General features: G+C 33.3%; 17 protein-coding genes and 2 pseudogenes. 9 read left to right on the top strand and 10 right to left on the bottom strand.

Annotated features, from left to right (window positions below; genetic code table 11):
- The 8 genes and pseudogenes from Megvenef_RS02490 to mnhG all read right to left on the bottom strand — a co-directional run.
- Positions 1-328 (bottom strand): transposase (locus Megvenef_RS02490; protein WP_322776028.1); only part of this gene is annotated, 328 nt, incomplete at its 3' end.
- 200 nt (positions 329-528) lie between these two features.
- Entirely contained in the window at positions 529-1245 is a 717-nt protein-coding gene (locus tag Megvenef_RS02485) for a hypothetical protein (RefSeq protein WP_322776421.1), read from the bottom strand.
- Between the two features lie 110 nt (positions 1246-1355).
- Positions 1356-2999: a proton-conducting transporter transmembrane domain-containing protein gene (locus Megvenef_RS02480; RefSeq protein ID WP_322776420.1), complete on the bottom strand. Its 1644-nt coding sequence runs from the start codon at positions 2997-2999 to the stop codon at positions 1356-1358.
- Between the two features lie 4 nt (positions 3000-3003).
- The gene (locus tag Megvenef_RS02475; RefSeq protein ID WP_322776419.1) at positions 3004-4542 is read right to left on the bottom strand and encodes a proton-conducting transporter transmembrane domain-containing protein; all 1539 of its coding nucleotides are present in this window, start codon (positions 4540-4542) and stop codon (positions 3004-3006) included.
- Positions 4543-4695: 153 nt separating this feature from the next.
- Positions 4696-6156 carry a proton-conducting transporter transmembrane domain-containing protein gene (locus tag Megvenef_RS02470; protein WP_322776418.1) on the bottom strand — a complete coding sequence of 487 codons (1461 nt, stop codon included), beginning with the start codon at positions 6154-6156 and terminating at the stop codon, positions 4696-4698.
- The gene (locus Megvenef_RS02465) at positions 6153-6512 is read right to left on the bottom strand and encodes a Na+/H+ antiporter subunit C (protein ID WP_322776417.1); all 360 of its coding nucleotides are present in this window, start codon (positions 6510-6512) and stop codon (positions 6153-6155) included. The genes Megvenef_RS02470 and Megvenef_RS02465 overlap by 4 nt, the downstream gene beginning before the upstream one ends.
- A gap of 9 nt (positions 6513-6521) precedes the next feature.
- Positions 6522-7503: pseudogene (locus tag Megvenef_RS09805) on the bottom strand (DUF4040 domain-containing protein).
- 5 nt (positions 7504-7508) lie between these two features.
- Positions 7509-7805 carry a monovalent cation/H(+) antiporter subunit G gene (gene mnhG, locus Megvenef_RS02450; RefSeq protein WP_322776414.1) on the bottom strand — a complete coding sequence of 99 codons (297 nt, stop codon included), beginning with the start codon at positions 7803-7805 and terminating at the stop codon, positions 7509-7511.
- A 338-nt stretch (positions 7806-8143) separates the two neighbouring features.
- Between mnhG and Megvenef_RS02445 the strand changes: the two genes are divergently transcribed.
- The 9 genes from Megvenef_RS02445 to Megvenef_RS02405 all read left to right on the top strand — a co-directional run bounded on the left by Megvenef_RS02445 (position 8144) and on the right by Megvenef_RS02405 (position 14051).
- Positions 8144-8674, top strand: a complete 531-nt coding sequence (locus Megvenef_RS02445; protein WP_322776413.1) for an HK97 family phage prohead protease — start codon at positions 8144-8146, stop codon at positions 8672-8674.
- Positions 8675-8681: 7 nt separating this feature from the next.
- Positions 8682-9743 (top strand): phage major capsid protein, encoded by a 1062-nt coding sequence (locus Megvenef_RS02440; protein ID WP_322776412.1) that lies wholly within the window; start codon positions 8682-8684, stop codon positions 9741-9743.
- Positions 9744-9793: 50 nt separating this feature from the next.
- Entirely contained in the window at positions 9794-10312 is a 519-nt protein-coding gene (locus tag Megvenef_RS02435; RefSeq protein WP_322776411.1) for a head-tail connector protein, read from the top strand.
- A 14-nt stretch (positions 10313-10326) separates the two neighbouring features.
- The gene (locus Megvenef_RS02430; RefSeq protein WP_322776410.1) at positions 10327-10659 is read left to right on the top strand and encodes a phage head closure protein; all 333 of its coding nucleotides are present in this window, start codon (positions 10327-10329) and stop codon (positions 10657-10659) included.
- Between the two features lie 80 nt (positions 10660-10739).
- A complete protein-coding gene (locus tag Megvenef_RS02425) occupies positions 10740-11486 on the top strand; it encodes a M15 family metallopeptidase (protein ID WP_322776409.1) in 747 nt (248 codons plus the stop codon).
- A gap of 223 nt (positions 11487-11709) precedes the next feature.
- Positions 11710-12051 carry a hypothetical protein gene (locus tag Megvenef_RS02420; protein ID WP_322776408.1) on the top strand — a complete coding sequence of 114 codons (342 nt, stop codon included), beginning with the start codon at positions 11710-11712 and terminating at the stop codon, positions 12049-12051.
- Positions 12051-12647: a DUF2460 domain-containing protein gene (locus Megvenef_RS02415; protein WP_322776407.1), complete on the top strand. Its 597-nt coding sequence runs from the start codon at positions 12051-12053 to the stop codon at positions 12645-12647. Before Megvenef_RS02420 ends, Megvenef_RS02415 begins: the two co-directional genes overlap by 1 nt.
- Positions 12644-13405 (top strand): phage BR0599 family protein, encoded by a 762-nt coding sequence (locus Megvenef_RS02410; protein ID WP_322776406.1) that lies wholly within the window; start codon positions 12644-12646, stop codon positions 13403-13405. Before Megvenef_RS02415 ends, Megvenef_RS02410 begins: the two co-directional genes overlap by 4 nt.
- Positions 13406-13568: 163 nt before the next feature.
- The gene (locus tag Megvenef_RS02405; RefSeq protein WP_322776405.1) at positions 13569-14051 is read left to right on the top strand and encodes a DUF2335 domain-containing protein; all 483 of its coding nucleotides are present in this window, start codon (positions 13569-13571) and stop codon (positions 14049-14051) included.
- 67 nt (positions 14052-14118) lie between these two features.
- On the opposite strand, the pseudogene Megvenef_RS09800 reads toward Megvenef_RS02405, so the two are convergent.
- Positions 14119-14202: pseudogene (locus Megvenef_RS09800) on the bottom strand (Hsp20 family protein); the annotation flags it as partial.
- Between the two features lie 5 nt (positions 14203-14207).
- A complete protein-coding gene (locus Megvenef_RS09795; protein ID WP_410519748.1) occupies positions 14208-14390 on the bottom strand; it encodes an Hsp20 family protein in 183 nt (60 codons plus the stop codon).
- Positions 14391-14670 lie beyond the last annotated feature (280 nt).

The raw sequence follows: 14670 nt of genomic DNA, 5'->3' as shown, positions 1-14670 counted from the left end.
CTTCAGACACATCAAGATCTTGCTGCAAATATTCATAACCACAAAAATATTGCCAATAAATATTTTCCTTTAGCTCTTCCTCCGTAAACGAATCAGAACCGTTGTACATAGCTTGAAGCATTGATAGTGCTAGCATTACTCTATGATCTTTCTTATTTCTACCAAATTGCTTGATTTCAATGTTAGGCAATGCTCTGGCTTCAAGTTCAGACCAATTTACTAAATCCCTTAGTTTATATAACTTGTTTTTAGGATTTAGTTTTGTAGATAATTTCTCTTCAAATAACCTTTCTTGTTTTTGGAGAAAAGTAATATTTTCTATAGGCATAATTTTAAAATCCGTAAGCTTTATGCGGTAATTATACCATTTTCTTATGGATTTTGTAAGCTGTTTATGACATGAAACCCCTTGTTAATTCAGGCGGGGAGAGTTTTGACGGAGGGACTATATAAATTTAATTTCGTAGGAGACCAATAGTCAGAATTAATAAAAATTCTGGAGCTATTTTGTTAAATAAAAGAAACTCCTTACACACCATATTCCTGTTTAATCGTATCCAGAACATCTTGATATGCAGTATTTAGAAGTGGCTCACCGTGCGCGCTTAACAAATGTCTAAAGGATAATTGTTTTAATCTCTCAAAATCACTGGCTTTTACTGCCATCGCTTGCTGCCAAATTTTTGAAATAGTTGCCTTACCAAAAAAAACTTGCTCTTTATATGTAGCAGCAGTTTGTTCGCTGAAATACTCATCTGCGCTTAGCCAATTTTTAATACTATCACAACTAAGCAAAATACCATCATGCTGTTTAATATAAATTACTGCCTCTGGAAAATTTGCTGTTGCATAAATTAATAATGAACAATTGGCAAACGGTTGTTGTCCTTGTGCAGTAAATACGACGTCGATACGACAGCCATGTTGATTTTGCATACCTGGTAATGCCCAAAGAGCGGCTTGATATTTATTGACATAAAAAGCATCATCACGACCATGGAATGCACCAATACTGATAACTTTATCAACTTGACCAAGTTTTTCTAAAGCTATCAACCCAATATCAGTCAAGCGGACGCTATTTATTAGAGATAATTTACCTTCTTCACGTACAATTATCATGTTACGACTATGTTGCAATTCAACACCATCATGTACTGTTTTATTAATTCCAGAGACAAAAAAGATATCATCAAAAATTTGTTTTATTTCGCCATGCGGCCAAGCTGGTGTTTGCAATGTCATTACGTTTAGCTCCCCATTTGTTTATTTATACTGTTCTGCTGAACTCTAAGCTAATAAATCTAGCAAGTGTTAGGTATCTAATCAAGCGGTATTAACTTGACGGTGTGCCTTTATGCTAGCAATAAAAGTGTGATTAGGGTCGTCAAAAATACTATAAACACGATGAATATAGCTGTTTTCTGGTTATGAATAACTGTTAATTTAGTGGATATTTGATGCTCCAGGCTGTCAATTGACCATGATTCGGTGATTGGAGGATCTTCGTTACTTTTGCTGAACCACCAGGAATGTAACTGCAAAAATATTTTGCCAAACCATTCAATCAGGTTAATAGATTCTGTATGAAATTTTTTAATTTTGTATTTTAATGCTAGATAAAAACCAAGAGATATTATAATAAGTTGCTTTAAGCTATCAAAACTAAACATAACAGGATAATCAAAGGTTGTACCGTTAGTTAAAAACAGTAATTTGCTACCAAATAAACCAACACATATTAAAACAAAACTCATGAGAATTAGACTCGCTTGCGTATAGTTATTGAGCAATATCCTTTGATTGGCTACATGTTTTTTAAAACAATTCTTCCAAGGGAGCGAATAAACTGTTATTAAGCTCAATAATATTGGAGCTAGGTAGAATACATCTCCTGAGAATAGATGGGAAATAGCCGATTTAATTTGCAGCGCAGAAGTTCCTGGAAGGCTTATCATCATAGCTATACTAATTATTGAGCTGAGTACAATAGTATTATTACTAATTTTCTTTAGATCAGAGCAATCAATAATCCCTATGGAATCTATTACACTTGCTGTGCAAAGACTAAGGCTGGCTTTATACAAGATATGTATGAACAAGTAGTAGATGACTGAGTTAATTGCAACGAAGCTACCGATACTGATTCCCATTAACATTAATCCCATAGCCATAATTGATAGGTAACACAATAGCTTGAGTATGTTGTTTTCCAGAATGGCTTTAATACTTGCGTAAAGTATCATCATTATGCCGACATATTTTAGGGCTAATAACCCAGAAAAAAGCTTTAGTATGAGCAGTAGAGATAGTTTGGTAGTAAATGAAATGAGGTAGATGAATCCTGAGGTTGAGGCGTTTTGGTAGTAGTTCACCATCCAACCGCTAAAGGGGAAGGCTGCTATATTTATCAACAGGCCAATAAGCATCATTATTAGTACAACGTTAGAATATTCAGGATTAGACATCAAAGACGTAATACTAATTAGCGTAAGTGATTTACTCTTGGAGATAATATGCACAATACCGAGTAAAATTAGGCTGCTGCTTGTAAAATGTGTAATAAAATATTTTTTTGCTGATCTTATGCTAAAACGACCTTCTCCAATAAAAATTATCGAAGATGAAAATAACATCATTAGCTCAAGGCCAATAAATAGAGAGAGAAAATCGCCAGCAAACAGGCATAATAAGGAGGATGCTGCGTAAGCACTGCCAAGTATTATTTCAAGTTTTTTATTTTGTCCTATGGAATAAAGATTAGCCGCAATTAGAACTATGCAAAAAGCGAAGCCGATTAACTTATTGTAAAATGAGCCATCCCAAATAATTTCTGTTTTAAATAAATCAAAAATCACTTGTGGGGGCATAATGTAGATAGATATTAGAGCTGCAATTGGCATAAAAATAGCGATATACCTAAAGATTTTCTCCTGTTTACGCGTGGCAATCAAACCAACGATAAACGCTAATACTATAAATGCGGGGTGATGGTACATATGATTATATAAAGCCTAAAAATTTTACTATCACTTGTTGTATAAAAAAGAATCCAACTACGCCAGATAGGCATAAAATAATACTAATAATCATGAATGTTGGCAATTTTTTCTCAGCCTCATAGTTTGAGCTTGTAACTCTATTGGTGCTTTCGTTCTCAGATTCTTCAACAAAATATGGTTTTAGTTTAAGGTGTAAAATAAAATGTTCTGAAGCTGGGCGATAAATAAAAATAAGCATCTTTATCACATATGCAGCAGTAAACAGAGAGCTAATTAAAAGAATGGTAATCACAAGAAAGTTATTTTGTTCTGCAGCGGCAAGAAGAATATAAAACTTGCTTATAAAACCAGCAAATGGTGGGATACCAATTAGCGATAAGCCAGCTATCAGCATTACAAAACTAGTTTTAGGCATGGTGTTTTTTATTCCCACCAATTCACTTAAATTATAAGAATTCTTAACACTGTATATGTTGCCAGCTGCATAAAACATACAAATCTTGGAAAAGGAGTGAGAGATCATGTGCATTACCGCCGCTACAAAGCCTTTAGGCGAGAGTAAAAAGGCGCTTAGCAGCGCTATTGAGAGCTGATTAATGGTTGAGTAAGCTAGTATCATCTTAATTTCATTAAAACGCAGCACCTGGAAAGAGCTATAAATTATTGTTACAATAGGGAACAAAACTAGCCAATTATAACTGGCAAATAATGTTTGCAAGTAAGCAATACCAAATACATAAGCGATAATTTTGTATGTGCAGAATAGCCCGGTTTTTACTACAACCACTGCATGAAGTAGAGCGCTGACTGGGTATGAGGCAACCATTGCAGATGGTAACCATCCATGCAGAGGAAAAAGTGCCGATTTTGCGGTACCAAAAATCATCATTAATAGTAGTATTATTGCGTACGAATCTTTAAAATGACCGGCAATAAATCCGCCTTGTACAAAGTTGCCACCTCCTGTGTTAACATATATAATGATGATTGCTGGCAAGAGGAGTAGTAGCGCGCTAATCATCAGGATTTTTAAATACTTAAACAATCCTTGAGTAGATTTTTTATTAGTGGAATGAACAATCAATGGTATTGTAAAAAGCGTAAGCATTTCATAGAAGATAAACATAGTGAACAGGTTGGCTGAAAGTGCGATAAAACTTCCAGTCATGATGCAGCAATTAAGAAAAAACAAAAATCTATTGCTGTTCTTTATCTCATTAATTGCCAGGAATTTTATGGTATATAAGAGAGAACAAGTCCACAATACCGCTAGCAAATTTAAGAAAATCATACCTAGTGACTCCAATCGCAGAGCGATAGAGTATTTTCCAAAGTCAAGTATAGTAAAGCTTGGCTCAATACCATTGAGAAATAAGTAATCAAGCATAAGTACATTACATAGGAACGATACGCTTGTAGCAATTAGGAAGAAGCTTCGAACAGGAGAATCTTCTTTTGAGATGAAGGGAGTGATGAGATTAACTATACCGATAAATATCGTCAGAATTACTAGAATATTTGGCCCGGCAAGTTGCATCATTTTTTTCGTAGATTATAAATATTTGTTATATCAGTTCTTGCTGAGTTAAAAACCATCGCTATGCTAAACTTGTTTCAGCACCTTCTTTTTGTCTCATGTAATCCTGAAATAAATTCAGGAGAACTTCTTGCAGTTTGTTTGTACACCTAAAATTCAATTTACTATAACCGATTCGGTATAGCCAGCAAGCGTTGCCATATTATTCATATAAATAAGAGATATTATTTGAATTACGACTATTGCTGTTAGACCGTATAGTTTAGTTTCTATTTTTATTGTCTCATTATGATGCGGACTAAAAAAGATAGCTTTCGCCAGTCTTAAATGATAGAGAAGCGCAAGTATTGAAGCTAAAACTACTATTATAAATTCTATTATTAAATTTTTGCTAATTAGTAAATCAAACATATTTATTTTGATTAAAAACATACTAGTAATAGGCATGCCAGCACTGAACAATAGACTAAAGGCCACAAGAGTTTTGAAAAAAGTGCTCCTCTCTATATAGACAAAGTTTATAAATCTTAGATCTTCTTTTTTATTTTGTATGTGTGCAACAATAGTAAATAATGCAATTTTATTTATTGCGTCAACAATCAACAATTGAAATAAGAGTTGTTTTGCTTCTGGAATGGTAATTAATAAAAATATATAGCCAATTTGAGAAGCTGTGGAGTAGATAATGACTTTTTTGAAGTCGCGCGATCTAAGAGCTAAAAATGTACAGATTGCTATTGTAAAGATAGCGATTGGGCGGAAAATTAAGGATAAACTATTGATAATTGCTTCATTATCAATAGTAAAATGTATAAATCGTAAAGTAATATATACTCCTAAAACACTTGATATTGCAGCCAAGTATGAAAGCACAAATGGTGCGGTCGAAGAATAGGACCTGATCATCCAAAAGTGCATTGGGAAAAAAGCCATTTTTAATATTACGCCAGTTATGAAAAATGCCACAGCAGTTATTACTAATCTCGAATTATCGTTATTGCTTAAAATATTGGCTACATCAGAAATATTTAGGCTGCCTGTTAGTGCAAAAAGGAAGCCTATACCTATCAGGATAAGCGTAGCACCAATTGTTCCCATTATTAAGTAATCAAATGCACCTATCAATGCTTTGGGCGATCTTCCTTTAGACATAAGTACATAAGTAGATAAGGATGAAATCTCAATAAATACATAAATATTAAAAAGATCATTTGTACTTATGACGCCTAGGTAACCAACATGCGCAAATAGTAAAAGTGAATAGAAAATATGCTGTTTACCGTATTCTATATAGTTTGTAATAGTGACATTAATTAGCTCTTTGCCAAAGATAAGAAAAAATAGTAATACGGCATTTATAAAGATAATAACGGGTTGGTTTAGAGGGTCTAGCCTATATTCAATACCAATTGGTGCTGGCCAATTTCCAAAAGCATAAAAGATTGCATTCATTTTCGTTAGCTGAAACGCATAAACTGAGAGCAACAGAGATAAAGACATGCTAATAATAGCTATTAGCCAGGCGGAAAATCTATTGAAGCTTAATACAGCAAAAAGTGCTCCAGCAAACGGAATCAGGATTTGTAACGCTGGGAAATGCTTTGCTAAAATATTCATAGTAGGGTGTTCCTTTGGTCTATCTCGCTTGCATTTACAGTGTTGTATTCACGTTTTATTTGATAAATTAAAGCAAGGCCAACAGACATGGTAGCAAACCCAACGACTATTGCTGTTAGCATCAATACATGTGGTATCGGACTCGAGTATATGTGTGGGCAGTTTAATGCATTTTGGCAAATATCTATAGGTACAATGCCGTCTCTAGTTTTCCCAAGTGATATATAAAAAATGAGCACAGAGCTTTGGAATACACCAAGGCCAATAATTTTTCTTACGTAATTGTCACTAGTCAGCATTATAAACAAACCAGCGTTTAGTACAATTATGGCAAATATGTATATCAAATGTTGCATTTTATAGGTTTAGTCCTCTCGAAGTAAAGTGTATATTAAGCACATCACGGATGAAACTGTAAGGCCAACACCAATTTCAATCAAAAAAATTCCTAAATGTTGTCCGGCAATTGCATTGCTTTGAAGTGAGTTGTAGTTTAAGTAGTTATCGCTGAATATCAAAGAGACAACACCGGTTCCTGCATACAAAAACACTCCCATTACGCTGCATATTAGCAAAGCCTTGATAGAAATAAATCTTAAAAAATGCTCCTTACCAAAAACTAGTTCATATCCGATTATTCCTGTAGCAAAAATTACACCAGCTTGGAAGCCACCACCTGGTGATATTTCACCATTTAGTTGAATATAAATTGCATATAAAGTTATGTAGGGAATGATAAATGATAATATAAGTTTTATTACTATAAAATCTTTAAGCATGATTATTTTTCCTAGAAACAATTACTAACACAGCAAGACCAGCAATCAGAATAACTGTTGTTTCACCGAGTGTATCGTAACCTCGGTAACTGGCAAGTATAGCTGCCACAAAGGATGGAATGGCTATATCGGTCCTTGTGTTTTGGAGATAGTATTTTGTTAAATGTGTTTGTACCTCTGAATCTTGTGTGCCAAATGATGGTAAATCAAGGCTTATCCAGGTCAGTATAACCACAAAAAAGGAGCATAAAATTGCTGCTAATAGGGTGTTTAATTTTTTTAGTTTCCCAGTATCTTCTCCAACGATTTTGGCTACGTTAAGTAGGACACAAGTTGATAAGCAAGCACCAAGTGCTGTCTCAGTCATGGCTACATCGGGAGCATCCATGAATAAGTAGCATATACCGATGAACAAACTGAATACAGACATAATGATGATAGATTCAATTAAATTACGGCTTATGATTAGCCAGAAACAAGTAATTAGCAAAACTAAAGATGCAATAAAAAGAAGCATCTTATCTAATACGAAGCTAATCTTAAAAGGTAGGGTAAAAAACTCTTCCATATGAATTACTTAATCCTCCCTTGTTTATCAATTTTATAAAGTAGTGATGACCTCCCAAGGGCAAAGGTCAATGCTGGATTTAAGATAAAGAGTACAACTGTGATGGCTAATAACTTAAATGAAGAGCTGTAGCTATCTTGCAGCATAGCCAAACCGATTAAACAGAAAGGAATGCCGCAACATTCTATTACGCTTACTGCATGTAACTTTGTATAAAAATCTGGAAAACGAAATAGGCCAACTATTCCTGATATAATGAAAAGTATTCCTATAAATATCATAATCCAACCGAGGTATATCATAATACTATTCTCAATTTAATGACATTAAAGAATTATACAAATAATGCGATGGCAGTGACTATATGGGAGCATGATCATTCCCATACGACGTATCATTCGGAACTTAAGTCCATGATCTTTTTTGTCATCGTAGATCCTGATAGCTGCTTTCAGGATGACTATTAGTTTAATTTCTACATTATATTTTTCTAATATTCAAGAAGTACAAAGCAAGCACAGAATTATTTAATTTAATTCACTTTAGTCCTTAGTGATCAATAGATTATAGATAATATTATCAAATACCCGAGTTTTTTAGCGATCGGGGTTTATTATCTAACTTAATAAAGGGGGTTATTTTGCAAAAGGGTTGGATAAGTCCAGAGTTTCTTATTAAATCAAGTAAGGCTGATAATACAGTTATTATTGGATATGCAAGTGTTTTTGAAGTAACTGATAACCAAAATGATATTATTTTAAAAGGTGCTTTCAAAAATTCTGAAAGTCATAATGTTAAATTGCTTTGGCAGCATGATGTTACCAAGCCAATAGGAGTTATTAAATGTCTAGAAGAAGATGAATATGGTCTTAAAATTGAAGCTGAAATTAATAATAAAACTCTATTAGGTTCTGAAGCTACTGCACTTATAAAGCAAAAAGCTGTCAGTGGATTAAGTATTGGGTTTACCATCAAATCATCAGATTACAATAACCAAGGTTTGCGTATTATTCATGACGTTGAGCTGATGGAAGTAAGTATTGTTACCTTTCCGGCAAATAGTATGGCTGGAATTAACCAAATAAAGCAACGGAGTTTAAATGATACAAATTTTAACTGCAGATCATTAGAAGAGCTAGCTTATTTAGTAAAGAAATTAGAAAAAATTTAGGAGAAATATGCAAGAGAGTGAAATACAAGCAATCGCATTTGACGTAAAAAAAATTTTGGCTAAAGAGTCAGCTGCGCAAATAAAAATCAATGAGATAGAGGGTAGGATTAACAAAATGGATCATTATTTTTCAAACACCCATACAGATAATTTTTCAATTAACGAAGAAAAATCAGCGTTAGATAATTTTATACGTAAAGGGATAGAAAGCGACTTTATAACGAAATCTCTTAGTGGTGGAGCAGAAGAAGGAGGAATGCTAATTACTCCAACTTTAAGTCAAAAAATTATTTCGGGAATCAACGCAAGGTCTCCAATGCGTCAAATTGCCTCTATAGAAACTATTTCGACAAGAGCCTTAGACATAATTATTGAAGATGGAAAATTTGTCTCTGGATGGATTGGAGAAGACAAAGCAAGGCCTGATACAGATACCCCTAAACTGAAGAAAAAAACTATTCAAGTACATGAAATATATGCTCAACCAAAAGCTACTCAGAGCATTATCGATGATTCTGAGATAAATATTGAAAATTGGTTGGCTGAGCGCTTGATAGACAGCTTTGTTAGGCTGGAAAACGAAGCTTTTATCACTGGAGATGGCGCTAACAAGCCGAATGGTTTGCTAAAAGACCCTAAAGTGGAAGCTATAGCAGTTGGTGCAGCTGTTACGCCTGAAATGCTATTAAAGCTTATAAATACCCTTGATGATGGGTATCTTGCTAATGCTAGTTTTTTAATGAATCGTGGTACTTTATCAGCTATTCAATCCCTTCAAGATAAGACGGGGAGATTTATTTGGCAGCAATCACTTACTGCTCCATTAGAACAAAGTATTTTTGGAATTCCTATTGTTATCGATTCTCATATGCCAGAGATAGGTGCTAACAGTTTATCAATTGCAATTGGCGATTTTAAGTCAGCATATAAGATAATTGACAGGTCTGGAATTAATTTGATTAGGGATCCCTATACAGACAAGCCGTTTGTTAGGTTTTATGCTGTTAAAAGAGTTGGTGGTGATGTGGTAAATCCTGCCGCTATTAAATTTGCTAAGTTTTCCGTCTAAATGTTATTGGGGCTGCTTTAAATAGCGGCCCTTTTTTATGGAGTACAAAAATGATCGTAAGTTATTTTGTAAAAGGCATTAAAGCAGAAGAGATTTGGCCATTAGAGGAGGTCAAAAATTACCTACGTATTTCCCATAAATATGACGATAATTTGATACAAAGCCTTATTGAGTCGGCAACAGAAGCGGCAGAAAATTTTACCGGCCTAAGCATATATCAAAGGCAAATAGAGTGTAAAATACAGAATGCTAAAAGTGATTTTACTTTAAGATATCTGCCTATACTTAGGGTTGAGGAGGTTTATTTAGTTAAAAAAGAACAAAAAGAAAAAATTACGAACAAATTTGGTTATGCAAATACTACTACTAATCGAGTTTATTTAAATGATGACTATGTCGGTCAAGATATTGAAATAGGTTATCTTGCAGGTCATAAGAAGATACCGAGCACTATAAGCCATGGAATACTTATGCATGTTGCATCGATGTACGAGCATTCAGAAAATGGAACAAACTTAAACTCTCAAATTCGAGATTTATATTTGCCGTATAGAATTATGAAAATTTAACCAAGTGAGTAGATATGAAAAATTCTAAGATGATTTCTCAAATGGTTCATAAGATCATTTTTCTTAAAAATATTGCAAATTCTGAAATAGATCAGCCAAAATGGGAGCAAGTAGAGGAAAGTTTTGCTGAAGTGAAACCGGTATGTGACAACAGGTTTATCTTACTAGAAGGAATGCAGTTTGGCAACGTTATCACAGAAGAGTATTTTCTTTTTACAACCAGGTTCATTAAAGACATTGATAAGACCATGCGTATTAGCTTTCATAATCAGATTTTTGAGATAAAAAGAATTATTGATGAAGACTCTAAAGGTAGAATGTTAGGAATAGTTGCCCTTAAGGTATGAATAAGTATAGTAAATTAATTATTTAAATAACTTACAAAAATTGCTACTATAGGTTTAAATTTATAAAATTAGGAGAAAATATGAAAGAAACATTTAACCTTTTAGTATTGTGTTTAATTTTGTTCATAGCAAATGCTGCATTAGCTGTCGAACTACCTAAGGATTTTGTTAATTTAAAAGAGATTGAGCCTTCTATTATTGAGAATCTTCGTTATTTTTCTAACGAAAATTTTATTGGTAGAAAAATAGATGGTTACAACGCAAATCGAGTAATTTTAACCCATAAAGCTGCCATAGCGTTAGTAAAAGTTCAACAAGAATTACTAAAAGACGGCTATTCTTTAGTTATATACGATGCATACCGTCCCCAAAGAGCGGTTGATCTTTTTATGAAATGGAGTAAGGATTCAGAAGATCAAATTGCCAAAGAAAAATACTACCCCAATATTAATAAAGCTGATGTTTTTAAATTAGGATACGTTGCTGAAAAATCAGGCCACAGCCGAGGTAGCACTGTGGACTTATCAATCATAAAAGTAGGTGATTCCCTTAAACCCATTACCTTACAAAAGCGTCAGTTAAAAAATGGCAGTATTATACCATTCTTGCATGATGGCACTGTGGATATGGGGTCGTCATTTGACCTATTTGGAGAAGCATCCCATCATGATAATAACTTAATTGAAAAAGAGTTCTTAGACCAACGTAATTATTTAAGAAGAGTAATGAAAAAAAATGGATTTAATGATTATCAAGAAGAATGGTGGCATTACACTTTAAAAGATGAACCTTTTCCTGATACTTACTTTGATTTTATAGTTGAATAAAGGACTTAACTTATATAACTAAACTTTACTTACCTGTGTAACGTTACAAGCTTCTTCAACTTATTTAAAACTACCAATAACCGTCGCTACCTGAGCTAGTGTTAAAAGGTAAAAATAATAGCTAACAATTTTTAAATCCATATAGAAAAAAATTATGTCACTTACATTTATTCACGATTTTCAAAATCGAATCTATTCTTCTTTGTCAGAGGATAAAGAAATTATGTTCATAGTTAAAAAAGTATATATAGGGGCTATTCAAGATGGAGTTAGCCCATTTTTGCTTATAAATGTTGCAAAAGCTGACGATCTCTCTGTTCATAATATTGCCCTATATGAGGTTGAATTTCAGGTTTCAGCTTATGCGAAGGATCAAAATCATCAATTATTAGTAAAGCTTTCTGATTTGATAGTAAGCAATCTGTCCAAGATAAATAGATTATTTGGCGGATATATGATTGATGGTATCAAGGCTAATAATATGCAATTTGAGAAAGCAAAGGATTTGGTTTTGAATAGACTAGTTATTAATTATAAATCATTTATAAAAAAAGAAGGTTACTAATGAATTTTCATAACGTAAATTTACCCAAATATATAGAGATATTTGCAGTAGGCGTTTCAGAATTTACTACATCATGTGCTACATCCATGTCAGGACGAGAGGTTAGATCCTCGGATAGTCAAATAGCTCGTAGGCGTTACCTTTTAAAAGGATGTAGATTATCTCAGCTTCAGTTTGATGCTTTTAATAGCTTTTTTATTGCAAGAGCTGGCAAAAGATTTTCTTTTCGCTTAAAAGATTATTTTGATTTTAAGGTTGATAAACAAATTATTGCTACTGGTGATGATATAGAAACAAAATTTCAGTTAAAAAAGCTATATCAGGATGATTTTGCACCTTACTTACGCAGTATAACAAAACCTAAAATTAGTACTTTAAAACTTTGGCTAAATAATGAAGAAATTGTTCCGCAAGACATAGGTTTAAATGACGGAATTGTAAATCTAGGTAAGCCACTTCCCACAGGCGTTAAACTGGTGGCCAGTTTTGAATTTGATGTTCCGGTGCGATTTGCTAATGATAACTTTGAATACAGTTTTAATAAAGACGGGACAATAAGTTTAGATAAAGCTGAATTGATTGAGGTATTAGAATGAGTTTAAAAGAAGATTTGATTTATATGTTTGATATAAAATGCAAAAATGGTGAGGAATTTCATCTAACTTCATCATCAGTTTCTTATAAAATAGATAGTATAGATTATATACCAAATTCTGGTTTAAATTTTATTTCTGGAGAATTTGATGAATCTGCTCGTAATAATGTTTGTATAAAAGGAGTTTTCGAGCAAGATGGTATTCAAAAAAAAGATAATTTAGCCGGGGCTTTGGTTAAAATATCTCATTTGAATTCTGGGAAATTAGTACATTTTATAAGTTATTTTTGTACTCAATATCTAAGCAAAGACCTAGAGTTTGAGATGCGATGTGAGTCAGAGGTTATCAAATATAATCAGTCACTTTTACAAATGTTCAGCAAGACATGTAGAGCAAATTTTGGTGATAGTAGGTGCAAAGTTTCAATAGAAGAGTATGCGGTAAGGACTGAAGTTACTGATTTTGTTGGGAATTTACTTAGATGTGCATTTGAAGGATTTGATAATGGATATTTTAAAAATGGCAGGTTGCTAGCAGTTGGGGAAGAAAATAATAAGTACGAGTTCAAAATATTATCGCACCTTGGGAACAATATTGACATTGATCTAGACACAGAGTTTGATTTTACAAAACATAAATTAGTCACTTTAATTCCTGGGTGCGATAAAAACTATAGAACTTGTTGCTATTCTTTTAATAATGCAGTAAATTTCAGGGGTGAACCGGTCATCCCGGAGTCTAATATTATAGAAAATTGATAACAGAATTTATTGATGTTGAAGCATTTTTTATCTGGTTTTTTGAGTGTATTTAGGTTGGGGCAGGTGTCCACAAAATATATTAATACAGTTGATATTTCAGAGTATTTTATCCAAGCTAGCCAAGACATCAGTAGTTCGTATGAGAAGATAAAGATAGACCATGAAAGAAAGTAAAAAATTTTTTGATAATAATCGCTTGAACAAAGGATACAGCAGAGTTGTTAACTTTTATCAAAGTGATGCTAACCTAATTCGTAAGAAATATAAGCATGTCCTTCCTCCCATCGAAATGACGGAACAATACGAGGAGCTTTATCCAGGTACTTTTGAGAAGTTATTGGATATGGCTCAGCGCGAGCAAAACCACAGACACTCTATGGATCTCTTGGAGATAGAAAGGCACGCTAGAGATACAAAGTTAGGCAGAATGTTTGCATTAATTTTTATTGCGATTATAGCGTTTGGAACAGTGATATTAGCCGCTTTAGGAGGCGTGTTGATTGCAACTTTATTTGCTCTGTTTGCTTTTTGTTGTATCACAATCGTCTCTTACCTTTATTCTAAAACGTATATTAAAAAAGAGCCGAATAAAGTTAGGTATAATAACAACAGGCCTAATAACCCTAGACACAGAACAGCCTAGGGGTTGGGGTCTATCTATCTAACTAACTTGGCCAAAATAGCTATTTTCTGTGGCTTAATTCTTTATCCTAGCTTTTTATTTCAATTTTTTTAGAAGTTTCTTTTTCTTGTTTTGGTATTTTTATATGCAAAATACCATTCTCGAATTTAGCGTTTACTACCTGAGTCGACGGATACTAGGCTGCACAACGGAGCGTTGCACAAACCTATTATCTCTCATGATGATCTCTTCCTTTTTACCTTTTTTTATAGTCAAAATATTATCGTTGATTCTAACTTCTATATCGGACTGATTAAGTCCTGGAAGCTCTGCATCTATAAAATACTTTAAAAGTTGCACGATTAGCGCGATTAATTTAAGTATTTCTAAATATTATTGTAAAATATCTACAAAGCTTATGTCAAGCGTTATTTAAACCTTAGATTGCATCACTGTGCTACTTAGGTATAAAAGTAAAAAGATTATAAATTCATTCTATCTGAGTAACAAATGTTATTATCAAGTTACCTATTATTCCAAGGTATAAAAGACTAACCCTTAGTTAACTTATGGTAATGAGCAGGTTGAAGTTATAAAAATTAGGCCTTGCCTAAAGATAAAAATCCATCATTTATTTATC

Source organism: Candidatus Megaera venefica (genome assembly GCF_034554655.1).
Taxonomy (GTDB): Bacteria; Pseudomonadota; Alphaproteobacteria; order Rickettsiales; family Rickettsiaceae; genus Megaera_A; species Megaera_A venefica.
This window is presented reverse-complemented; position numbering and strand designations above follow the sequence as displayed.

Bases quoted from the DNA above. Each gene is read 5' to 3' on its own strand.
- Megvenef_RS02465 (WP_322776417.1), bottom strand. From the start codon at position 6,512: ATGCAACATTTGATATACATATTTGCCATAATTGTACTAAACGCTGGT.
- Megvenef_RS02470 (WP_322776418.1), bottom strand. From the start codon at position 6,156: ATGAATATTTTAGCAAAGCATTTCCCAGCGTTACAAATCCTGATTCCG.
- Megvenef_RS02435 (WP_322776411.1), top strand. From the start codon at position 9,794: ATGATCGTAAGTTATTTTGTAAAAGGCATTAAAGCAGAAGAGATTTGG.
- Megvenef_RS02440 (WP_322776412.1), top strand. From the start codon at position 8,682: ATGCAAGAGAGTGAAATACAAGCAATCGCATTTGACGTAAAAAAAATT.
- Megvenef_RS02405 (WP_322776405.1), top strand. From the start codon at position 13,569: ATGAAAGAAAGTAAAAAATTTTTTGATAATAATCGCTTGAACAAAGGA.
- Megvenef_RS02485 (WP_322776421.1), bottom strand. From the start codon at position 1,245: ATGACATTGCAAACACCAGCTTGGCCGCATGGCGAAATAAAACAAATT.
- mnhG (WP_322776414.1), bottom strand. From the start codon at position 7,805: ATGATATACCTCGGTTGGATTATGATATTTATAGGAATACTTTTCATT.
- Megvenef_RS02425 (WP_322776409.1), top strand. From the start codon at position 10,740: ATGAAAGAAACATTTAACCTTTTAGTATTGTGTTTAATTTTGTTCATA.
- Megvenef_RS02480 (WP_322776420.1), bottom strand. From the start codon at position 2,999: ATGTACCATCACCCCGCATTTATAGTATTAGCGTTTATCGTTGGTTTG.
- Megvenef_RS02430 (WP_322776410.1), top strand. From the start codon at position 10,327: ATGAAAAATTCTAAGATGATTTCTCAAATGGTTCATAAGATCATTTTT.
- Megvenef_RS02415 (WP_322776407.1), top strand. From the start codon at position 12,051: ATGAATTTTCATAACGTAAATTTACCCAAATATATAGAGATATTTGCA.
- Megvenef_RS02475 (WP_322776419.1), bottom strand. From the start codon at position 4,542: ATGATGCAACTTGCCGGGCCAAATATTCTAGTAATTCTGACGATATTT.
- Megvenef_RS02410 (WP_322776406.1), top strand. From the start codon at position 12,644: ATGAGTTTAAAAGAAGATTTGATTTATATGTTTGATATAAAATGCAAA.
- Megvenef_RS02420 (WP_322776408.1), top strand. From the start codon at position 11,710: ATGTTCATAGTTAAAAAAGTATATATAGGGGCTATTCAAGATGGAGTT.